The sequence below is a fragment of the Ideonella livida genome, from assembly GCF_010499455.1.
GTDB lineage: Bacteria > Pseudomonadota > Gammaproteobacteria > Burkholderiales > Burkholderiaceae_C > Ideonella > Ideonella livida.
On record NZ_JAAGOH010000005.1, the window covers coordinates 140,297 to 161,776 of the forward strand.

Annotated in this window: 20 protein-coding genes; 11 read left to right on the top strand and 9 right to left on the bottom strand. The window is 68.1% G+C overall.

Annotated features, from left to right (window positions below):
* The first annotated feature begins 29 nt into the window (after positions 1–29).
* Positions 30–1,052, top strand: coding sequence for a tripartite tricarboxylate transporter substrate binding protein (locus tag G3A44_RS06260; RefSeq protein ID WP_310734333.1), 1,023 nt, complete (start codon positions 30–32; stop codon positions 1,050–1,052).
* Between the two features lie 115 nt (positions 1,053–1,167).
* The gene (locus tag G3A44_RS06265) at positions 1,168–2,181 is read left to right on the top strand and encodes a hypothetical protein (RefSeq protein WP_163456644.1); all 1,014 of its coding nucleotides are present in this window, start codon (positions 1,168–1,170) and stop codon (positions 2,179–2,181) included.
* A gap of 85 nt (positions 2,182–2,266) precedes the next feature.
* Here G3A44_RS06265 and G3A44_RS06270 read toward each other — a convergent pair whose 3' ends face one another.
* Both G3A44_RS06270 and G3A44_RS06275 read right to left on the bottom strand, forming a co-directional pair.
* The gene (locus G3A44_RS06270; RefSeq protein WP_163456645.1) at positions 2,267–2,920 is read right to left on the bottom strand and encodes a response regulator transcription factor; all 654 of its coding nucleotides are present in this window, start codon (positions 2,918–2,920) and stop codon (positions 2,267–2,269) included.
* Positions 2,889–4,517: a sensor histidine kinase gene (locus tag G3A44_RS06275; RefSeq protein WP_163456646.1), complete on the bottom strand. Its 1,629-nt coding sequence runs from the start codon at positions 4,515–4,517 to the stop codon at positions 2,889–2,891. Before G3A44_RS06275 ends, G3A44_RS06270 begins: the two co-directional genes overlap by 32 nt.
* Before the next feature lie 106 nt (positions 4,518–4,623).
* Between G3A44_RS06275 and G3A44_RS06280 the strand changes: the two genes are divergently transcribed.
* Positions 4,624–6,969 carry a TonB-dependent receptor gene (locus tag G3A44_RS06280; RefSeq protein WP_163456647.1) on the top strand — a complete coding sequence of 782 codons (2,346 nt, stop codon included), beginning with the start codon at positions 4,624–4,626 and terminating at the stop codon, positions 6,967–6,969.
* 40 nt (positions 6,970–7,009) lie between these two features.
* On the opposite strand, the gene G3A44_RS06285 is transcribed toward G3A44_RS06280, so the two are convergent.
* Positions 7,010–7,858: a 3-hydroxybutyryl-CoA dehydrogenase gene (locus tag G3A44_RS06285; protein WP_163456648.1), complete on the bottom strand. Its 849-nt coding sequence runs from the start codon at positions 7,856–7,858 to the stop codon at positions 7,010–7,012.
* A 264-nt stretch (positions 7,859–8,122) separates the two neighbouring features.
* Between G3A44_RS06285 and rpsU the strand changes: the two genes are divergently transcribed.
* The gene (gene rpsU, locus G3A44_RS06290) at positions 8,123–8,335 is read left to right on the top strand and encodes a 30S ribosomal protein S21 (protein ID WP_007833691.1); all 213 of its coding nucleotides are present in this window, start codon (positions 8,123–8,125) and stop codon (positions 8,333–8,335) included.
* Positions 8,336–8,389: 54 nt separating this feature from the next.
* Here the strand turns inward: rpsU and G3A44_RS06295 are convergent, their stop codons facing one another.
* Complete coding sequence (locus G3A44_RS06295) at positions 8,390–9,319, bottom strand: LysR family transcriptional regulator (protein ID WP_163456649.1); 930 nt, start codon at positions 9,317–9,319, stop codon at positions 8,390–8,392.
* A gap of 85 nt (positions 9,320–9,404) precedes the next feature.
* Between G3A44_RS06295 and lysA the strand changes: the two genes are divergently transcribed.
* The 5 genes from lysA (at position 9,405) to G3A44_RS06320 (ending at position 14,142) form a co-directional block, all read left to right on the top strand.
* Positions 9,405–10,670, top strand: coding sequence for a diaminopimelate decarboxylase (lysA, locus tag G3A44_RS06300; RefSeq protein ID WP_163456717.1), 1,266 nt, complete (start codon positions 9,405–9,407; stop codon positions 10,668–10,670).
* A gap of 91 nt (positions 10,671–10,761) precedes the next feature.
* On the top strand, positions 10,762–11,208 hold the full coding sequence (locus G3A44_RS06305; RefSeq protein ID WP_163456650.1) for a GatB/YqeY domain-containing protein: 447 nt from the start codon (positions 10,762–10,764) through the stop codon (positions 11,206–11,208).
* Between the two features lie 59 nt (positions 11,209–11,267).
* On the top strand, positions 11,268–11,618 hold the full coding sequence (locus G3A44_RS06310; protein ID WP_163456651.1) for a protein tyrosine phosphatase family protein: 351 nt from the start codon (positions 11,268–11,270) through the stop codon (positions 11,616–11,618).
* A 191-nt stretch (positions 11,619–11,809) separates the two neighbouring features.
* The gene (locus tag G3A44_RS06315; RefSeq protein WP_163456652.1) at positions 11,810–12,403 is read left to right on the top strand and encodes a TRAP transporter small permease subunit; all 594 of its coding nucleotides are present in this window, start codon (positions 11,810–11,812) and stop codon (positions 12,401–12,403) included.
* The gene (locus G3A44_RS06320; protein ID WP_310734335.1) at positions 12,403–14,142 is read left to right on the top strand and encodes a TRAP transporter large permease; all 1,740 of its coding nucleotides are present in this window, start codon (positions 12,403–12,405) and stop codon (positions 14,140–14,142) included. The genes G3A44_RS06315 and G3A44_RS06320 overlap by 1 nt, the downstream gene beginning before the upstream one ends.
* A 247-nt stretch (positions 14,143–14,389) precedes the next feature.
* On the opposite strand, the gene G3A44_RS06325 is transcribed toward G3A44_RS06320, so the two are convergent.
* The 3 genes from G3A44_RS06325 to pmbA form a co-directional block, all read right to left on the bottom strand.
* Positions 14,390–15,472, bottom strand: coding sequence for a TRAP transporter substrate-binding protein (locus tag G3A44_RS06325; RefSeq protein WP_163456654.1), 1,083 nt, complete (start codon positions 15,470–15,472; stop codon positions 14,390–14,392).
* A 142-nt stretch (positions 15,473–15,614) separates the two neighbouring features.
* Positions 15,615–16,697 carry a TRAP transporter substrate-binding protein gene (locus tag G3A44_RS06330; RefSeq protein ID WP_163456655.1) on the bottom strand — a complete coding sequence of 361 codons (1,083 nt, stop codon included), beginning with the start codon at positions 16,695–16,697 and terminating at the stop codon, positions 15,615–15,617.
* Positions 16,698–16,916: 219 nt separating this feature from the next.
* Positions 16,917–18,287, bottom strand: coding sequence for a metalloprotease PmbA (pmbA, locus tag G3A44_RS06335; RefSeq protein ID WP_163456656.1), 1,371 nt, complete (start codon positions 18,285–18,287; stop codon positions 16,917–16,919).
* 124 nt (positions 18,288–18,411) lie between these two features.
* Between pmbA and yjgA the strand changes: the two genes are divergently transcribed.
* Complete coding sequence (gene yjgA, locus G3A44_RS06340; RefSeq protein ID WP_163456657.1) at positions 18,412–19,020, top strand: ribosome biogenesis factor YjgA; 609 nt, start codon at positions 18,412–18,414, stop codon at positions 19,018–19,020.
* Entirely contained in the window at positions 19,010–19,612 is a 603-nt protein-coding gene (gene mog / locus G3A44_RS06345) for a molybdopterin adenylyltransferase (protein ID WP_163456658.1), read from the top strand. The genes yjgA and mog overlap by 11 nt, the downstream gene beginning before the upstream one ends.
* Before the next feature lie 18 nt (positions 19,613–19,630).
* Here mog and cysE read toward each other — a convergent pair whose 3' ends face one another.
* On the bottom strand, positions 19,631–20,410 hold the full coding sequence (gene cysE, locus G3A44_RS06350) for a serine O-acetyltransferase (RefSeq protein ID WP_163456659.1): 780 nt from the start codon (positions 20,408–20,410) through the stop codon (positions 19,631–19,633).
* A gap of 55 nt (positions 20,411–20,465) precedes the next feature.
* Positions 20,466–21,266: an RNA methyltransferase gene (locus G3A44_RS06355; protein ID WP_163456660.1), complete on the bottom strand. Its 801-nt coding sequence runs from the start codon at positions 21,264–21,266 to the stop codon at positions 20,466–20,468.
* Positions 21,267–21,480: the final 214 nt, after the last annotated feature.

The following is a 21,480-nucleotide window of genomic DNA, read 5'->3' on the forward strand; positions in this document are numbered from 1 at the left end:
CCGCCACATTCCGCGCCCCTGCCCAGACCATGACCTTGAACCGCCGCCACGCCCTGCATCGGCTGGCCCGCCAGACCACCGGCCTGGCCTGCGCCCCCGCCATGCCCTGGGCAGCCCTTGCCGGCCTGCCCAGCGCGGCCCGCGCACAACCCGGCGACGCCTTCCCCCACCGCCCGATCACCTTGTGGGTGCCCTGGCCCGCCGGCGGCGCCACCGACCAGACCCTGCGCCTGCTGGCCGACCTGGCCAGCCGACACCTGGGCCAGAAGGTGCTGGTGGACAACCGCGCCGGCGCAGGCGGCACGCTGTGCATGCCCATCCTCCAACAGGCGGCGCCCGATGGCTACCACATCGCCCAGATGCCGCAGCCGGTGTTTCGTGCCCCCTGGATCCAGAAAGTGATGTGGGACCCGGTGCGTGACACCACCCCGCTGCTGCAGCTCTCCGGCGTGACTTTCGGCATCCTGGTGCCCACGGCCAGTCCCTGGCGCAGCCTGGAAGACCTTTTCCAGTGGGCGCGGCAGCGGCCGGGAGAGCTCACCGTGTCCACCAACGGCGTGGGCACCACACCCCACCTGGTGATGGAGGAGCTGATGGGGCGCCGGGGCCTGAGCTATGTGCATGTGCCGTACAAGGGCACCTCCGAACAGATGCTGGCGGTGGCTTCCGGCCAGGTCATGGTGGGCATCAATTCCAATGGCTTCGCCCCGCATGTGGACGGCGGACGTCTGCGTCTGCTGGCCACCATGGGCGAGCACCGCACGCGGCGCTGGCCGCAGGCGCCCACCCTCAAGGAACTGGGGCACGGCATCGTGGCCGCCTCGCCCTATGGCCTGGCCGGCCCCGCCGGCCTGCCGCCTGCGGTGGTCCGGGTGCTGCATGACGCCTTTCGCCAGGCCTTGCACGACCCGGCGCATGTGGCCGAGCTCGCGCGTTATGACCAGGAAGTGGCCTACCTGGGGCCGGAGGACTACGGCCGCGCCATGCGCGAAACCTATGCCGCCGAGAAGCGCGCCGTCGAGCGCCTGGGGCTGGCGCGTCCGCCCGCCTGAGCGGGCGCCTTCACGGCCCCCCAATTGAAGGGAGCTCCACATGGACGCGGCGCAGACCGGGCCGGGCCGCGCCCCTACACTTCACCCTCCTTCACACCGCGCCAAGAGTGACCCGATGCGTCTGTCCGCCCCCCAATTCCTGAGCCTGTTGAGCCTGGGCCTGCTGAGCGCCTGCGGTGGCGGTGGCAGCGACAGCAGCGAGCCCGACACCGTGACCCTGGCCGCGGGCGACACCTTCACCTACCAGCGGGTGGTCACGCCGGAGGGTGGCAGCGGCACCACCAGCCATTTCACCGAGGCCCTGGCCAGCATCAACCTGGTCAACGGCAAGTCGACCCGCATCCACACCTTCAGCAATGGCGCGGCCGGCCGCACCTTGCAGTACGCCAGCACCGACGTGCTCAGCGGCGCGACCTATGGCAGCACCAACTGCGTGCGCACGGCCAATGCCGGCGCTTCCACCCGCACCTTCGCCGCGCCGCCCCTGGCCACGGAGCAGACCTGGACCTATGGCTATGTGGACACCTGCACCACCGGCGCGGCCGTCACCGCACTGTCGGTGACCGGCAGTGGCCGCATCATCGCCCTGGAAACCGTCTCGGGCACCGCAGGCAGCTTCCAGGCGGTGCGCTACGCCCTCAACGAGATGGAGTTCAACAGCGCCGCCAGCACCTACACCCAGCGCAGCGCCACCTGCCTGCGCGACACGGTCATGGGCATCGTCCTGAGCTGCACCACCCGTGAAGCGGTCACCACCGAAGTGGGCGGACCAGCCGTCGTGACCACCCTGCAAACCGACCTGATCGGCTTTAAGGTGGCGGACCATCCCGCCTCGGTCAGCACGGTGGCGCGCTTTGCCGGCGTATGGAGCCTGGACTACACCGGCAGCGACACCGGCGAATGCGCTTCGCTGCGCGTTGACGCCGACGGCCTGGTCTCAGCCACCTGCGCCAGCGACCTCTCCGGCGACTTCACCCTGGCGGGCACGGTGAGCAGCAACGGTGCGTTCTCCGCCACCACCAGCCATGGCCGCAACTTCAGCGGCACCTTCTCCAGCCCCAGCACGGCCACCGGCAATTGGTTGGGCACGGTGGGCGCGGTGGGCGCCTGGAGCGCCACCCACCGCTGAGACCGGCGCCGATCTGGCACGACCTTCGTGCCGGGTCGGCCTCCTGGCGGGGTGGTGAGCCCGGCCCGGGGGCAGAAGGGGGACCTCAGGCCACCTCCAGCCCGTGCTCGCGGGCGTAGCGCAACAGCTCCACGGCCGTGCTCACCCCGAGCTTCTGGCGGATGGCCGTCTGGTAGTTAGCCACGGTCTTGAGCGACAGGCTCATGCGCTGCGACACCTCTTCCACCGTGAGGCCCTGCAACAGGTAGCGCAGCACATCAAACTCACGAGAGGACAGCTGCCGATGGGGCGCCTGAGCCGACTGGTCCGCCGCCAGCTGTTCGCTCAAGCCCGACGCCAGGTAGCGCCGGCCCTGGGCCACCTCGCGCACCGCGTGGATCAGCTCCTCGGGCTCGCTGCTCTTGCCCACAAAGCCATCGGCCCCCGCCTTGAGGGCCTGGTCCACCATGGCCGGGCTGTCGTGCATGCTGAAGACCAGCACCTTCAAGCCTTCCCACCGCGCCTGGACCCGGCGCAGCAAGTCCAGGCCACTGCGGCCCGGCATCGACAGGTCCAGCACCATCACATCCACGCCCGGGCCCTCCTGGCCCTGGGCAGCAGCCTGCAGGCCGCGGTACGCGTCATCGGCATCCGCATGCTCGCCCACCACCTTGAGGTCAGGCTCCAGCTCCAGCAGGCGACGGTAGCCGGTGCGCACGACGGCATGGTCATCCACCAGAAGAACGCGGGTTGTCTGCATGGTCTGCGGTGTCCTCGAGAGCAGTCGGGTCGGGCCCGGGGGCGACCATGATGCCACTGGCAGGCAGGTCGAAGCTGGCCCGCAGGCACAAGCCGCAGGGCGGCTCGGTGGGTCGCGGGCCGCAGGCCAGCTCAGCCCCATGCGACCAGATGCGCGACTGGATGCCCGCCAGGCCGCTGCCCCGTCTGCGGGCTCCGTCCGGATCCGCCAGACCCACACCATCGTCACAGACCTGCCAGTCCAGGCGCCCGCCCTCGCCGTGGGCATCCGCCGTCCAGCCCAGAAACAGACGGGCATGGCGGGCCTGTGCATGGCGGGCCACATTGGTCAACGCCTCCTGGCTCATGCGGTAGAGGCTCAAGGCCAGCTCCGGCGACAGGCCGCGGGGGTGGCAGTCGGGCCAATCCGCCTGGCGCCCCAGCGCATCGCGCACCTCCACGCAAAACTCGAACTGCGTGGGCAGGCCCGCGCTGGCCTGCCACCCCTTGACCAGACCGGCGAGCGCCGGCACCAATTCCAGGGCGGGCACATGGCCCTCGTCCAGCGGCAGGGGACGCAGGCGCTGCAGCAGGTCTCGCACCGTGGCCTGCAGGCCTGACAGCCGCTGCCCCAGGGACTCGACCACCTCCGCCAAATCCTGCAGCCCCTCGCGCCCCTTCACCCGGGAGCGCACCCAGGCCAGGTCCACCCGCAGACCGGTGAGCTGCTGGCCCAGCTCGTCATGCAGCTCTGCTGCCACACGCTGGCGTTCGTCCTCCTGCAGGCTGGCCACTTGGCGTGCCGTGCGCTGACGCTCCAGATCATGACTGCGCAAGGCCTGCTCCAGGTGCTGCAGCACCGAAGCCAGCATGGCCAGCTCGGAGCCGGCCAGTCGAGGCCAGGCCCGCTCCGGCACCGGCGCGCCGCGGGCGATGAGTCTCACCACCTTCATCAGCCGCTGCAGGGGTTCCAGCGCCAGCTGGCTGTTGAGGTGCAGCAGGGCGAGCAGCCCCATGCCGAACACCAGGCCCACGCCCAACTGGAACAGCAGGTCGTGCAAGGCCTCGTGGCGCTCCGCGGCCGGATTGGGCCTCAGGGTCACGGACCAGACCCGGCCGTTCTCCCGCGGCAGCGACCAGCTCACCGCCTGCACAGGCGAACGCTCCATCCAGTCCAGCACGGGACTGAGCGCCGGCAGCATCCACAAGGAGACCAAGTCGGCATGGTCGTGCCTGGTGCCTGCAGGCGGGGTGTCAATAAGGGGACGTCCGGAGTCGTCATGCACCAGCAGCGTCAAATGCCTCAGCTCTTCCTGTGACACCCATGCGCCAAGTCGTGACAGGGCCTGCTGGTCATCCATGAGGTGCATGGCGGAGACGAGTGCCGCAAACCGGGCCAGGCTCTCGGCCGAGGACACCTCCTCATCCACCCGGTCACCCGCGCGCAGCAAGCCGCCAAGCAGCGCCACCACCAGTCCGGCCAGTAGGAGAAACCAGGCCCGGCGCAGCAAGGACCTGCGCAAGTCCAGGCCGGGGGCGAACCAGCTTCGCACGGACCACCAGAGTCTCAGGCCTTGGCGGGACAGGGCAGAAGCCAGGGGAGCGTCCTGTGATGACATGCCTGCAGTCTGCCACTGGTGCGATCGGGAGAGATTCCCCCTGGCCGGGGCACAGGGCTTGCAGCCTTCGCCACCCTAAAACATGAAGTCCGGAGACCCCTTTTCCATGCGCCCCGTCCGATCCCTGCAGAGTCCCCGCCACCTCACCGGCAGGTCCGCCCCGCACAGCCCCCCTCCCACCTGGCACCTCTTCCACCAGGCCTGGCGGCTGCTCCCTCCTGCACTGGGCCTGGCCTTGACCGCCTCCTTCAGCCACGCCCAGGCCACCACCGCGCAGGTGGAGGTGGTGGGCGTCAGCCCGCTGCCCGGCCAGGGGGTCCCGCGTGACCAGCTGCCCTACACCACGCATGTGCTGCGGCGTGGCGACATCCAGCAGGCCCAGGCCGACACCACCACCGAGCTGCTGGCACGTCGCGTGCCGGGCCTGCAGGTCAACGACATCCAGGGCAGCACCTTCCAGGGTGACCTGACTTTCCGCGGCCACCGGGCCTCCGGCCTTTTGGGGGCCTCCCAAGGCCTGAGCGTGTACCTCGACGGGGTGCGCATCAACGAAGCCTTTGGCGACGTGGTGAACTGGGACCTGGTCCCCGAGGGCGCCCTCGACAGCATCAGCCTGGTGTCGGCCGCCAACCCCGCCTTCGGCCTGAACACACTGGCCGGCGCCATCTCGCTGCAGACCGCCTCGGGCCTGACCCGGCCCGGCACGGAGGCAGAGTTGGAGTGGGGAGCCTTCGGGCGCAAGCAACTGACCGTCGGCCAGGGCGGCCGGCACGCAGAAGGCTGGCACCACCGGCTGAGCGTGCGCGGCCTGGAGGAGGACGGCTGGCGCGACCATTCCGGCAGCCGCGTCCACCAGCTGCATGCCCGGGTGGGGCGCGAGACGGCACGGGGAGACTTCAGCGCCAGCCTGCTGTTGGCACGCACCCGGCTGGTGGGCAATGGCCTGGTGCCCTGGGCCACCCTGGCAGAGGATGGCCAGACCACGCCCGCCCTGGGCCAGGACCGCCGCACCGCGGTCTACACCCACCCGGATGAGACCCGCCACCGCCTTCAGCAGCTGGGCCTGCAGTGGTCCCGCACACTGGAGGATGGCCAGCAGCTGCAGGCCCTGGCCTATGTGCGCCACAGCCGGCGCGACACGGTCAATGGTGATGTGGCCGAGGAGGAGGAAGGCGGCGGGGCGGACGCCGCGCTCAACCAGACCACCAGCCGGCAGCGGGGCCAGGGTCTGGCCTTCAACTGGTCGGGCCGCAGCGGTGAGCACCAGTGGTCCTGGGGCGCCAGCTTCGACCACGCCCGCGTGGACTTCCGCCAGGGCGAAACCGAAGCCGCATTCAACGACAGCCGCGGCGTGGTCGCGTTGCCGGGCGCCGAGCAGGCGCTGAGCGCCACGGTCGCCGGCAGCAGCCGGCTGTGGGGCCTGCACGCCACCGACACCTGGCGGCTGTCACCGGCCAGCCACCTCACCGTGGGCCTGCGCGCCAACCACGCCACCGTCGGCAACACCTTGGCCAGCGAAGATGATGACACCGGCGAATTTGAGGCCCATCCCCATGAGCGCTTCACCTACCGCAGCCTCAACCCGGCCCTGGGCCTGACCCACCGGCTGGGCGCCAGCGCCCCCACTCTTTTTGGCAGCGTGGCGCGCAACACCCGCGTGCCCACCGTCATCGAGCTGGGCTGCGCCGACCCCCAGGAGCCCTGCCGCCTGCCCGCCGGCCTGCAGTCCGACCCCTACCTCAGGCAAGTGCGCGCCACCACGCTGGAAGGCGGCCTGCGCTGGGGCCACCCCACCCGCCAGGGCGGCAGCCTGACCCTGTTCCAGACCGACAACCGCGATGACATCGTGTTTGGCAGCGTGAGCCTGAACGGTCAGCTGGGCTACTTCCAGAACTTCGACCGCACCCGCCATCGCGGACTGGAACTGAGCCAGAGCCTGCCCTGGGCAGGTGCGCAGTGGTCCGCCAGCCTGAGCTGGCTGCGGGCGACCTACGAAGCCCAGGGCGTGCTGCGCATGGGCGAGCGCAATGTGCAGGTGGCGCCCGGCACCCGCATGGCCGGCCTGCCCGAACGCATGGCCAAGGTGGGGGCCGACTGGACGCTGGGGGGCGGCTGGCTGCTGGGGGCCGATGTGCAGGCGGTCTCCTCGCGCCAGGTGGCAGGCAATGAGGACGGCCGGCTGGAGGACGACGCCGAGGAAACCGTCTGGCTGAAGGTGCCTGGGCACGCCCTGCTGCACCTGCGCGCCAGCTGGCAGCCGGCGAACTGGCCGGGGGTGCAGTGGCTGGTACGGCTGAACAACGCCACCAACCGCCACACCGCGAGCTTTGGTGCCCTGGCCGAAACCCGCTTTGACCGTGACGGCCAGCTGATGCCAGAGGGCCGGGAAGCGTTGTTCCTGGCCCCGGGGGCCCCACGGGCGCTCAGCCTGGGCCTGCGTGCCCGTTTCTGAGGCAGGACCGGGCCCCACCAGGGCCCGGCACGCCCACCGCTCAGTAGGTGTAGACCCCGCGGCCGGTCTTGCGACCCAGCCAGCCGGCCGCCACCATTTCCTTGAGCAGCGGGCAGGGGCGGTACTTCGAGTCGTTGAACTCGGCCATGTAGACGTTCATCACCGCCAAGCACACATCCAGGCCGATCATGTCGGCCAGGGCCAGCGGACCGATGGGTTGGTTGCAGCCCAGCTTCATGCCCGCATCGATGTCTTCGGGCGTGGCAGTGCCCTCGGCGAGCACGAAGAACGCCTCGTTGATCATCGGCACCAAGATGCGGTTGACGACAAAACCGGGAGCGTTCTTCACCGTGATCGGCGTCTTGCCCAGGGCCTTGGACAGCGCCTCCACCGCCGCATGGGTCGCGTCGCTGGTCTGCAGGCCGCGGATGATCTCCACCAGGGCCATCATGGGCACCGGGTTGAAGAAATGCATGCCGATGAACCGGTCGGGCCGCTGGGTGGCCGCCGCCAGTTTGGTGATGCTGATGGAACTGGTGTTGGTGGCCACCAGGGTCTGCGGCGGCAGCAAGGCATCGAGCTGCTGCAGGATCTTGACCTTCAGCGCCTCGTTCTCGGTCGCGGCTTCAATCACCAGCTGGCAGTCGGCCAGCGGAGCGTAGTCGGTACCCGCCCGCACCAGGGCCAGTGCCTGCGCCTTCTGCGCCTCGGACAGCTTGTCCTTTTTGATCAGCCGGTCCAGGCTGGCCCCGATGGTGACCAGACCACGCTGCACCGCGGCCTCGCTCACGTCCACCATCACCACCTCGATGCCGCTGACGGCGCAGGCCTGCGCAATGCCATTGCCCATGGTCCCGGCGCCGACGACGCCCACACGCTGAATGCTCACTTGGCTTCCTTTCCGGCCATCCACTGGCCTGGTCTTGGGGGAGAGTTCCGGGGCTGCTGCACCGCAGCAAACCTCGCAGCAGTCTAGTGGCCCGGCGTTTCAGCAGCCTGTCGCCTGCTCAACAGTTTCACACTTGCGAAATTCAGTCTAGAATATTGGACTTTGCTGGCAAGCCGCGCGTGTCGATCCAGCACCAGAGACTTCCGGAAGCATGTTCTGGCACTGGGCTCCGAGCGCATCTACCCCCGAAGGATTCTTCGCTACATGACCACTATCCGCGTCAAGGAAAACGAGCCGTTTGATGTCGCCCTGCGTCGCTTCAAGCGCACCATCGAAAAGCTGGGTCTGCTGACCGACCTGCGTGCTCGCGAGTTCTACGAAAAGCCGACCGCTGAGCGCAAGCGCAAGAAGGCCGCTGCCGTCAAGCGTCACTACAAGCGCGTGCGCAGCATGCAGCTGCCCAAGAAGCTGTACTGATCGCCTCGGTCTGCTCTTGAAAAAGCCCGCACGGGACGCCGTGGCGGGCTTTTTTCATGGCTGCTCACCTTCGCACCCCGGCAACCTGGCCGCCAGCTCGGCCGCGGCCTGCCGCAGGGCGGCCACCATGGCCGCCCTGGCCGGATGGGGCGGACGCCACTGCGGCAGCACCAGCGCCACCTGAAACGGCACCTCCACCGTCAGGGGCACGACGCGCAGCGCCGGGCCGGCCAAGGCCCGCGCGGTCAAGGGGTTGACGATGCCCACCCCCAGCCCCTGAGCCACCAGGGCACAGACCGACACGGCACTGGGCGTCTCGAGCACCATCTGGCGGCGCACGCCCGCCTGCGCAAACAACCCGTCGAGCAGCTGGCGGTAGGGATCACCCACCGCCAGGCTCACAAAACGCTCGCCCTCGAAATCCCGCAGGTCAAGCGCAGCACGGCCCGACAGGGCATGACCCGCCGGCAACACCGCCACCTCGTGCGCCCGCAGCAGCAGCTGGCCGGTGGTGGCCCCCGGGGGTTCCAGGCGCTCGGTCAGGCCCAGGTCAAAACGCTGCTCCGAGAGCGCCGCCTCCAGCGCCGGAGACTCCAGGGTGGAGATCGCCACCGCCACCGACTGGCGCTGCACCGGAGGCAGCGCCGAGAGCGCCTGCGGCACCAGCGCGTGCGACAGCGCCGGCAGGCAGGCCAGGCGCAGCTGCCCCTGCGGCTGCTCCCGCAGCGCCAGCGCCGTGGCGGCGATGCGCTCCAACCCCAAAAAGGACTGCTCCACCTCCTCCAGCAGGCTGCGGGCGGCAGGCGTGGGCTGCAAGCGCCCCCGCACCCGGTCAAACAACCGCAGCCCCAGCACCTGCTCCAGGCGGGCCAACTCACGGCTGACGGTGGGTTGCGAGCTGTGCAACATCTCGGCGGCGCGGGTGACATGGCCGGCCAGCATGACCGCCCGGAACACACTGAGTTGTCTATGGGTCAGGTTCATATTCAGTCAGGTTCATATCCAAATTGAATGGATCGGCGAAAACATCTCATTATTCAGCATGACATGGCTGCGCGATGATGCGGCCATGGCCCTCTCCACCTCCCCCTTCCACACCCAGATCGACCCCCAGCAGCTGCGCGCCCTGGCACGCCAGTACGGCACCCCACTGTGGCTCTACCACGCCGAGACACTGCGGGCGCGCATCCGCGAGCTCAAGGCCTTCGACACCATCCGCTTCGCCCAGAAGGCCAACTCCAATCTCCACATCCTGCGGCTGATGCGTGAGGAGGGTGTGGTGGTGGACGCCGTCTCCCGCGGCGAAATCGAGCGGGCGCTGGCCGCCGGCTTCACGGCCCAGCCGGGACAGGGCGCCAGCGGGATCGTCTTCACGGCCGACCTGCTGGACGAGCTGACACTGCAGACCGTGGTGCGCCACAGCATCCCGGTCAACGCCGGCTCCATCGACATGCTGCACCAGCTGGGCAGCCGGTCGCCCGGCCACCGCGTCTGGTTGCGCATCAACCCGGGCTTCGGGCATGGCCACAGCAACAAGACCAATACCGGCGGCGAACACAGCAAGCACGGCATCTGGCACGAGGACCTGCCGCAGGCCTTGGCCGCGGTGCAGGCCCACGGCCTGCACCTGGTGGGCCTGCACATGCACATCGGCTCCGGGGTCGACTACGGCCACCTGCAACAGGTCTGCACCGCCATGGTGGAGCTGGTCAAACGCGCGGGCGTGACGTTGGAGGCGATCTCGGCCGGCGGCGGCCTGTCCATTCCTTACCGCGAAGGCGAAGCCCGCCTGGACACGGCCCACTACTTCAGCCTCTGGGACGCCGCCCGCCGCGCCATCGCCAGCCACCTGGGCCGCGACGTGCACCTGGAGCTGGAACCCGGGCGCTACCTGGTGGCCGAGTCGGGCGCCCTGCTGACCGAGGTGCGCGCCACCAAGCACATGGGTCGCAACCCTTTCGTGCTGGTCGATGCCGGCTTCTCCGACCTGATGCGTCCCTCGATGTACGGCGCCTACCACGCCATCAGCCTGCTGCCGGCGGACGACCAGGCGCGCCCGGTGCAGGCTTGCGTGGTGGCCGGCCCGCTGTGCGAATCAGGCGACGTGTTCACCCAAGGCGATGGCGGCGTGGTGCTCACCCGCGAGCTGCCGCAAGCCCGCGTGGGGGACCTGATGGTGCTGCACGATGCCGGCGCCTACGGCGCCTCGATGTCCTCCAACTACAACAGCCGCCCGCTGGCGGCCGAAGTCCTGATCGAGCATGGCCAGGCCCGTCTGATCCGCCGGCGCCAAACCATCGAGGAGCTGCTGGCCCTGGAGACCCACCTGGACTGATCCACCGGCGGGGGCACCAGGTTTTCCGGACAATGGGGGCATGCGGCGTGGCGCAACGCCCCGCCCCCTACACCACAGACAGGACTGACCCATGAGCCTCAAGGACCAGATCACCGAAGACATGAAGACCGCCATGCGCGCCAAGGACAGCGAACGCCTGGGCACGATCCGCATGCTGCTGGCCGCCTGCAAGCAAAAGGAAGTGGACGAGCGCATCGTGCTGGACGACGCCGCAGTGGTGGGCTTGGTGGACAAGCTGATCAAGCAGCGCAAGGACGCCGTGGCGGCCTACCAGCAGGCCTCCCGCCAGGACCTGGCCGACAAGGAAGCTGCAGAAATCACCGTGCTGCAGGCCTACCTGCCGGTGCGCCTGACGGCCGAGGAGATCGCCACGGAGGTGGCCGCCATCGCGACCGAGCTTGGCGCCACCGGCCCCGGCGACATGGGCAAGGTCATGGGGGCAGCCAAGCAGCGCCTGGCCGCCAAGGCCGACATGGGCCTGGTCTCGGCGGCCGTCAAGGCCGCCCTGGCCCGCTGATTCCGCCTGCCGTCTCCTCACCTCTACCCGCCTGCGTTCCCACCTCCCTGGAGCCGACCTTGAGCAGCACTTCCCTTCCCATCGGCCGCGTCACCGAAACCCTGTGCGTCGCCCCCCAGCTCACCCCGGACGCCATGGCCGAACTGGCCCGACTGGGCTTTCGCAGCGTGGTCAACAACCGGCCCGACTTCGAGCACGGTCCCGATCAACCTACCAGCGCCGAAATCGCCGCCGCGGCCCAAGCCGCCGGCCTGACCTACCACCACCTGCCGGTGGCCGGTGGCTACCAGTCCCCCGAGGAAATCGAGGCCTTCGGCCAACTCCTGGCGGGGCTGCCCCGCCCCACGCTGTGCTTCTGCCGCTCGGGCGCACGCTCCACGCGGCTGATCATGGCCAGCGGCGCGCAATAAGCCACGCCAGACGCTACCCAGCGTCAGCGCATCCAGGGCGGCCGCCGGCCGCCCTTGGTGTTTTCCCGTGACGGGGATCACTTTCAGCCTGATTTCAGTGCCGACTCCGTACAGTGCGCAGCGTCGCCGGATCTTGGGGAGATCCCCCGCCCGGCAAGACTCCAAGCCCGCCTCTGAACACTGGAGACACTGTGTCAGCCTTCCTTCAACTATCCCGCCTGATCGACCGGCTCAATGAGCAGGTCGGGCGCTGGACCTCGTGGCTCGTGCTGGCCGCCGTGGTCATCAGCGCCGTCAACGCCTCGGTCCGCAAGGCCTTCAGCATCGGCTCCAACGCCTTTCTGGAAGTCCAGTGGTACCTCTTCGCCGCCGTGTTCCTGCTGGGTGCGGGCTACACCATGCTGCGTCAGGAACACGTGAAGATCGACGTGATCCTGGGCCGCTTCAGCAAGCGCACCCAGATCAAGGTGGAGATCTTCGGCATCGTCGCCTTCCTCTTCCCCTTTTGTTACGAGGTCATCAGCCTGGTCTTTCCGCTGGTGATCAAGGCCTACCAGACGGGCGAGATGTCGTCCAACGCTGGCGGCTTGATCCGCTGGCCGGTGTACGCGCTGGTGCCCATTGGCTTCACGCTGCTGTGGCTGCAAGGCGTCTCCGAGCTCGTCAAGCGCGTGGCCTTCCTGCAGGGTCTGATCGAAGACCCGACCCAAAAGAAGCAGGAGAAGTCGGCTGAAGAAGAACTGGCCGAAGCCATCCGCGCCCAGGCTGAAGGAGCCCAGAAGTGATCGAGTTCATCAGTGCCAACATGGCCCCGATCATGTTCGCGGGCCTCATCGTGTTCCTCCTGATGGGGTTCTCGGTGGCTTTCTCGCTGGCTGCGGCCGGCCTGACCTTCGGTTTCATCGGTGTGGAGCTGGGCCTGCTGCCCGCCTCGCTGATGCAGGCGCTGCCGCTGCGTATTTTCGGCATCATGCAGAACGAGACGCTGCTGGCGATCCCGTTCTTCACCTTCATGGGCCTGATCCTGGAGCGCTCCGGGATGGCCGAGGACCTGCTGGACACCATCGGCCAGCTCTTCGGTCCCATCCGCGGCGGCTTGGCTTACGCGGTGATCTTCGTGGGCGCCATGCTCGCTGCCACCACCGGTGTGGTGGCCGCCTCGGTGATCTCCATGGGCCTGATCTCGCTGCCCATCATGCTGCGCTACGGCTACGACCGTCGCCTGGCCTCGGGCGTGATCGCGGCCTCTGGCACGCTGGCCCAGATCATCCCGCCCTCGCTGGTGCTGATCATCATGGCCGACCAGCTGGGCCGCAGCGTGGGCGAGCTCTACAAGGGCGCCTTCATCCCAGGCTTCGTGCTGACCGGCCTTTATGTGGGCTATGTCCTGCTGATCACCCTGTGGAAACCGACCTGGGCCCCGGCCCTGCCGCCGGAAGCCCGCACCATCCGCGAGGATGACGGCAGCGCCGGCCTGAAATCCCTGGGCGTGCTCACTGTGCTGTCCGTCGGCACGGCCATCGCCTTCGCCAAGACCCGTCCCGACACCACGCCCACCGACGAGATGATCGTGCTGTCGATGTGCGTGGGGGTGGGCGTGGCCTTCGTGCTGGCGGTGGTCAACAAGGTGCTCAAGCTGGGACTGCTGTCCCGCATGGCCGAGCGCGTGACCTTTGTGCTGATCCCGCCCCTGGGCCTGATCTTCCTGGTCCTGGGCACCATCTTCCTGGGTATCGCCACCCCGACCGAGGGTGGCGCCATGGGGGCTGTGGGGGCACTGGTCATGGCCGTGAGCCGCAACCGCCTGAGCCTCAAGCTCATGCGCCAGGCCATGGACTCGACCATGAAGCTCTCCTGCTTCGTCGTGTTCATCCTCCTGGGCTCGACGGTGTTCAGCCTGGCCTTCCAGGGCGTGGATGGCCACATCTGGGTGGAGCACCTGCTGACCAGCCTGCCGGGCGGCCAGCTGGGCTTCCTGATCGTGGTGAACATCCTGATCTTCGTGCTCGCCTTCTTCCTGGACTTCTTCGAGCTGTCCTTCATCGTGGTCCCGCTGCTGGGCCCGGTGGCTGAGAAGCTGGGCATCGACCTGGTGTGGTTCGGCGTGCTGCTGGCCATCAACATGCAGACCTCGTTCATGCACCCGCCGTTCGGCTTTGCGCTGTTCTACCTGCGCAGCGTGGCCCCGACGTCGGACTATGACGACAAGGTCACCAAGAAGCGTGTGGCCAAGGTCACCACCGGCCAGATCTACTGGGGCGCCGTGCCCTTCGTCGTGATCCAGATCATCATGGTGGCCCTGGTCATCGCCTTCCCGGGCATGGTGTCGGGTGGCATGGACAAAAAGGAGGAGGTGAACCTGGACAACGTTGTCATCGACATGCCCACCTCTGCCGACGACGGCCAGCCGCAGATGAACCAAGACCAGCTTTTCGGGCCGGCGGGCGGCGCCAGCCAGCCTGAGGAGAAGGCCGAGGATCCGATGGCGGTCTTCAAGCAGGCGGACACCGCCGCCAGCCGCTGATCGGCAGCCTCTCACGCGGGGCCTGCGACCCCGCCTCCCCCAGACAAGGGCCGCCTAAAGCGGCCCTTGTCTTTTGGGCGGAGCCAAGCGCAGGCCGAAGCGTCGCTTCCGCCTGCCGTCGGGCCCTTAGTGGTGGACCCAAGGCAGAAAACAAACGCCCCGGGGACCTGTCACCAGACCCCCGGGGCGCTCTTGCCCTGCCCCACGCGACCCTAGGTGGGCCGCCGCGGCAGGCGCCGCTTCAGGCTCAAAGCTTCTGCTTCTGCATGAAGTCGTCAAAACCCGCCTCAGCGAAGCGGAACCACAGGTTCTGCTCGGCGCGGAAGCGGCTGTAGTCGTCGTACACCTTCTTCCAGTTCGGGTTCTTCGCGCCGATCTCGCTATAGAGCGCCAGCGCTTCCTTGAAGGCCGCCTCCATCACGTCCTTCGGGAAGGGGAAAAGCTTGGTGCCGCCGGCCACCAACTGGCGCAGGGCGTTGGGGTTACGGGCGTCGTACTTGGCCTGCATGTCCACATGGGCGTAGGCCGCAGCGGCCTCGACGATGGCCTTGTAGTCGGCGCTCAGGCCTTCGTAGGCCTTGGTGTTGAGGAAGAAGTCCAGCTGCGGCCCGCCCTCCCACCAACCCGGATAGGCATAGTGCGGCGCCACCTTGTTGAAGCCCAGCTTCTGGTCGTCGTAGGGGCCAACCCACTCGGCTGCATCAATCGTGCCCTTCTCGAGTGACTGGTAGATCTCGCCGCCCGGAATGTTCTGCGGCACGCCACCCAGGCGCTCGACCACCTTGCCGGCAAAGCCACCCACCCGGAACTTCAGTCCCTTCATGTCCGCCAGGGACTGCACCGGCTTGCGGTACCAGCCGCCCATCTGGGCACCGGTGTTGCCGCCCGGGAAACTGATGATGTTGTAGTTGCGGTAGAACTCGCGCATCAGCTTCAGGCCGTTGCCCTCGAACATCCAGGCCGACATCTGGCGGCTGTTCAGGCCGAAGGGGATGGCGCAGCCCAGGGCGAACGTCTCATCCTTGCCGAAGAAGTAGTACGGCGCCGTATGGGCCATCTCCACGGTGCCGTTCTGCACCCCATCGACCACGCCGAACGGAGGCATCAGCTCGCCCCCAGCATGCACCGAGATCTGGAACTTGCCGCCCGACATCTCGCCCACCTTCTTGGCGAACACTTCGGCCGCGCCGAAGATCGTGTCCAGCGACTTGGGGAAGCTAGAGGCCAGACGCCAGCGGATGTTGGCCTGGGCCTGCACCACGGCCGGTGCGGCTCCTGCAGCCAAGACTCCTGCCAGGCCTGCTTGGCGGACAAAGGCACGACGCTCCATCAATATCTCCTTCGTGTAAGAAAAAGGCGCGGGGTCCGGGTAGGACCAGCCGCGCCGATTCTAGGAAGGGGCCTGAAACGTCAAGCCGGGGACTAACCCCTGCGTGACCCGCCCGCCACAGGCGGTGCGGATCCGCGAAGCATCACAGCTTCTGACGCTGCATGAAGTCGTCGAAGCCCGCCTCTGCGAAGCGGAACCACAGGTTCTGCTCGGCGCGGAACTTGGCGAAGTCGCTGTAGACCTTCTTCCAGTTCGGGTTCTTGTCCGACAGCTCGCTGTAGAGCGCCATGGCCTCCTTGAAGGCCAGATCCATGACGTCCTTGGGGAATGGGAAGAGCTTGGTGCCAGCGGCCACCAGCTGCTTGAGCGCGGTGGGGTTCTTCGCATCGTACTTGGCCTGCATGTCCACATGGGCATAGGCCGTGGCGGCTTCGATGATGGCCTTGTACTCGGCGCTCAGACCTTCATAGGCCTTGGCGTTGACGAACAGGTCGATCTGGGGGCCACCTTCCCACCAGGCCGGGTAGGCGTAGTGCGGCGCCACCTTGTTGAAGCCCAGCTTCTGATCGTCGTAGGGACCGATCCACTCGGCCGCGTCGATGGTGCCCTTCTCCAGCGACTGGTAGATCTCGCCGCCCGGGATATTCTGCGGCACGCAGCCCATGCGCTCGGCCACCTTGCCGGCGAAACCGCCTACGCGGAACTTCAGCCCCTTGAGGTCAGCCACGGACTGCACCGGCTTGCGGTACCAGCCACCCATCTGGGCGCCGGTGTTGCCGCAAGGAAAGCTGATCATGTTGAAGTTGCGATAGAACTCGCGCATCAGCTTCAGGCCGTTGCCCTCGAACATCCAGGCCGACATCTGGCGGCTGTTCATGCCGAAGGGAATGGCGGCGCCCAGCGCGAAGGTCTCATCCTTGCCGAAGAAGTAGTAGGGCACGGTATGCGCGCATTCGATCGTGCCGTTCTGCACGCCATCGACCACACCGAACGGGGGCATCAGCTCGCCACCGGCATGCACCGAGATCTGGAACTTGCCGCCCGACATCTCGCCGACCTTCTTGGCGAAAACTTCAGCGCCACCAAAGATGGTGTCCAGCGACTTGGGGAAGCTGGACGCCAGGCGCCAGCGGAGGTTGGCCTGGGCCTGCACGATGGCCGGTGCGGTGCCAGCGGCCAGTACGCCTGCCAGACCGGCGCCGCGAACGAATGAACGACGTTCCATGGGGTGTGTCTCCTGCATCGAGTGAAAGGGGGAGCGGATCGAGCGGATCCCGGCCCGTCAGCCGCGCACGCAGGTGCGGCTGCAACCGTCTCCAGCACCCTGGCAGGATGCCGCCCCTCACCTTGAAACGACCTGAACGCGTCCACACCACCCCACAGGCGCGCTTTCGCGGTGCCAAGACCTGCGCCCGGCCTTGGCGCCGCCACGGGCAAAGAGGACTCAGTGACCCGCGATCTTCAGGTTGCCCAGCAGCAGGGACCCCACGGTCTTGGAGCCCGAGGTGAACGTGTCCGCCCCGACTGCCACCACGCCCTTGAGCATGTCACGCAGGTTGCCGGCAATGGTGATCTCCTGGACGGGGTAGGCGATGCAGCCATCCTCCACCCAGAAGCCGGAGGCCCCACGGGAGTAGTCGCCGGTCACACCATTGACGCCCTGGCCCATGAGCTCGGTCACGAACAGCCCGCGACCCAGCTTGCGCAGCATCTCTTCCAGGTGGTCGCCCGGCCGGGTCAGACGGCTGCTCAGGCTCAGGTTCTGCGCCCCACCGGCGTGGCCGGTGGTCTGCATGCCCAGCTTGCGTGCCGAATAGCTCGACAGGAAATAGCCCTGCACCTCGCCGGACCGGACCACATGACGGGTACGGGTGCGGACCCCCTCGTCGTCGAAAGGCGCACTGCCACGGCCGCCGGCCAGGTGGGGCTGCTCCCGGATGTCGATGTGGTCTGCCCAGACCTGCTGGCCCAGGCTGTCCTGCAGGAAGGAGGCGCGGCGGTAGAGCGCGCCGCCGCTGACGGCCTGCACGAAGCTGCCCAGCAGGCCTGCGGCCAGCGTGGACTCAAACAGCACCGGGGCTTCGCAGGTGGCGATTTTGCGCGCGCACAGACGCGAGAGCGCCCGCTGCGCGGCGTAGCGGCCGACCTCCTCAGGGGCAGACAGCTGCACCGCCTGCCGCGCCGAGCTGTACCAGTAGTCGCGCTGCATGGCGTCGCCCTTGCCTGCGATGGGCGACACCGACAGGGAATGCCGGGAGCTGGCATAGCCTCCGCGGAAACCACGCGAATTGCCCGCCCAGAAGTGCGACTGTTGCGCCGACACCCCCGCACCCTCGGAATTGGTGACCCGCGAATCCAGCCCCAGCGCGGCGGCCTCGGCGCGGCGGGCCAGGGCGGTGGCCTCCTCGGTGCTGGGATTCCAGGGGTGGAACAGGTCCAGGTCACGCTGCGCCTCCTCGGGCGTCGCCAAGTCCTCGGCATCGGGCAGACCGGCCGCAGGATCCTCAGCCGTGAAGCGGGCGATGTCATACGCCGCCTGCACCGTCTGCAGCAATGCTTGGCGTGAGAAATCAGACGTGCTGGCATTGCCACGGCGCTGGCCGAGGTAGACGGTCACCCCCACCGACTTGTCACGGTTTCGCTCCACCTGCTCGACCTCGCCCAGGCGCACAGACACCCCCAGGCCGCAACCCTCGGAGACCTCGACCCCCGAATCGCTGGCGCCGAGCTGACGCGCCATCGTCAACACATCCTCGACGATCTGCTGGAACTGTTCGCGGCTGTAAGCAAAGCCGGCTTGGGCATGGAGGCTCATGTGGGGATCCGTCTGGAGAGATCTGGCGTCCGGGGCCCGGGCGGGCGCCCCCCCGAAAACGGAGGCCGGGACAAGATGCGGGAGAATGATAGCGATCCCCTGTCTCCGGCTGTCCAGCTTGCCCATGCGTCGAAACCGTGCCCTTGCCCCTTCCGCCCTTGATGTACGCGATCCGGGGGACCCCGAGGCGCGCCCCAGCAAGACCGCCCTCAAGCAGCAGAGCCACGACCTGCAGCAACTCGGCCAGGAGCTGGCCGAACTTCCCGCCCACCGCCGCGCCCAGCTCGACCTGCCCGAAGGCCTGCGTGACGCGTTGGAAGAATGGCTGCGCATCCGCAACTTTGAAGGCCGCCGCCGCCAGTTGCAGTACATCGGCAAGCTCATGCGGCAGGTCGACGTGGCGCCACTGCGCGAAGCTGTCGCCGAGTTCCGCCTGGGTGGAGCCCGGGAAGCCCTGCAGCTGCACGAGGCCGAACGCTGGCGCGAGGAACTGCTGGCCAGTGACGACGCCTTGACCCGCTGGATGCAGGACCATCCTGACACCGATGCGCAAGCCCTGCGCTCGCTCGTGCGCGCGGCCCGCAAGGACGCCGCGCCGGGCCCGGACGGCGAGCGCCGCCACGGTCGCGCCTACCGCGAGATCTTCCAGCTCATCAAGGCGGCCCAGGCCGCAGCCCGCCAGGCCGAGCAGGGCAACGCAGCACAAGAGGAAGCAGACGACCATGGGTACTGATCTGTCATTGGATCCCGTGCGCATCGGCGTGGTGTCCATCAGCGACCGCGCCTCCAGCGGCGTCTATGAGGACAAGGGCATACCGGCGCTGCAGGACTGGCTGGGCCGGGCGCTGCACAACCCCATCACCTGGGAAACGCGCCTCATCCCCGACGATCAGGAGACGATCAGCGCCACGCTGCGGACCCTGGTGGACGAGCAGGCCTGTGACCTGGTGCTGACCACCGGTGGCACCGGCCCTGCCCCGCGGGACGTAACGCCCGAAGCCACGCTGGCCGTGGCCGACAAGGTGATGCCCGGGTTTGGCGAGCAGATGCGGGCCATCAGCTTGAATTTCGTGCCCACCGCCATCCTCTCGCGACAGGTGGCCGTCATCCGTGGACGCGCGCTGATCATCAACCTGCCGGGTCAACCCAAATCGATCGCCGAGACCCTGCAGGGTCTGCCCCAGGCCTTGCCGCCGGTGCACGGCATCTTTGCGGCCGTGCCGTACTGCATCGACCTGATCGGCGGCCCCTACCTGGAGACGGATGCCACGCTGTGCAAGGCTTTCCGTCCCAAGAACGCCCAGCGCCCGGCACGCCAGGGCTGAAGTCGGACCACGCCCCGCCTACTTCACCAAGCGGTTCAGCCGCTCGGCGTCGAACTGTTCGGTCCGGTGGGCATCGCCGGGCACGCAAGGTGCGGCCGGGAGCTCGCGGGTCTGCGAGGAAAGCTTCTCGATGGCCTGCCACAGCAGGGCAATCTGGTGCTCATGGGTGGAGGCGTTGTCGATCAATCCCTTCATGGCTTGGGCCATCGGATCGTCGCCGCTGGTAACCCCGTAGGCCGAGAAGCCCATGCGGGCCGCCGCCACCTCACGCTGGGCATCGGCCTGTGCCTGGATGATGCGGGCGGGGTTGCCCACGGCGGTCGCCCCTGCCGGAACAGGCTTGGTCACCACCGCGCCCGACCCCACCCGCGCCCCGGCCCCGACGGTGAAGCCACCCAGCACCGCGGCGTTGGCGCCGACGATGACACCCGGCTCCAGGGTGGGATGACGCTTGGCCCCCTTGACCAACGAGGTGCCTCCCAGGGTCACCCCCTGGTAGATCGTGCAATCGTCACCCACCTCGGCCATCTCGCCGATCACCACCCCCATGCCGTGGTCGATGAAGACCCGCCGGCCCAGCGTGGCGCCCGGGTGGATCTCGATGCCGGTGAAGAAGCGACCGAGGTGCGAGATGAATCGCCCCAGCCAGCGCAGCCCGCGCCGCCAGCAGGCGTGCGCCACACGGTGCATCAGGATGGCGTGCAGACCCGGGTAACAGGTCAGCACCTCCCATCTGCTGCGGGCCGCGGGGTCGCGCTCCAGGATGCAGGCGATGTCTTCGCGCAGTTGGGAGAACATGGGGAAACGTCGTGGGTTGCGTATTGAAGAGGTGCGGTCGAGTGTAGCCCCGGCCTCAGGAACCCGACCGCGCATCCGGACTTTGGCCCGCAGCGGCCCCGGAGGCACGCTGCACGGCACGGGCAATCCCACGCAGGATGTGGATCTCCTCCACTGTGAGCGCCGCTCGGTTGAGCAGCTGGTGCAGCCGCGGCATGAGCTTGCGCGGTGCAGCAGGATCCAAGTAGCCCACCTGCTGCAGCGCCTGCTGCCAGTGCTCAAGCGCCCCGGCGACGGCGGCCGCGTCAGCCTGCTGCACAGGCGCCGTGCGGGCCTGCACCGCAAACCCGCCCAAAGCCTGGCGCCACTCGTAGGCCAGCACCTGCACCGCCTGGCTGAGGTTGAGCGAGCCATAGTCGGGATCGGTCGGAATGCTCAGGCAGGTGTGGCAGCGGTAGACGTCATCGTTGGACAGCCCGTAACGCTCGCATCCGAAGACGAAGGCCACCCGCTGCCCCTGCCCGGCCAGGGCAGGCAGATGCTCCCGCGGCGCCCGTGTGGGCGGCCCGAAGTCGCGCGGTGTCATGGCCGTGGCGCAGACATGGGTCATGCCCTCCAGCGCCTGCGCCAGGGTGGGTACCACCCGGGCATGGGCCAGGATGTCCGCCGCACCGCTGGCCATGGCCACGGTCTCCTCGCGGGACAAAACGTCCTCGAAACGGGGGGCGACCAAGACCAGGTCGGCAAAGCCCATCACCTTCATCGCCCGCGCCGTGGCCCCCACGTTGCCGGGGTGGCTGGTGCCCACCAGCACAAATCGGCTGGGGTCGCGGCCCTGGAACCAGGGGGAAAGGGGTTGGGCAGTGGAATCAGTCATTGCGCGCTGCAGTTCGGCAAGTACAATCGAGGGTTTTGCCGAGCGCTGACCAGGGTCCTAAATCTCACGCAAAAGGCGTGGGGGCACCGAGACAGCCGCCGGCCCCTCGGGGGCGGGGCGGCATTGTCCACCCTGCGCCTTAGGCGGTCCGCGCCGGCCCCGTTCTTTCGTCACCGTCGATTCCGATCCAGATCGCCTCCCGCCGGCGCGTCTG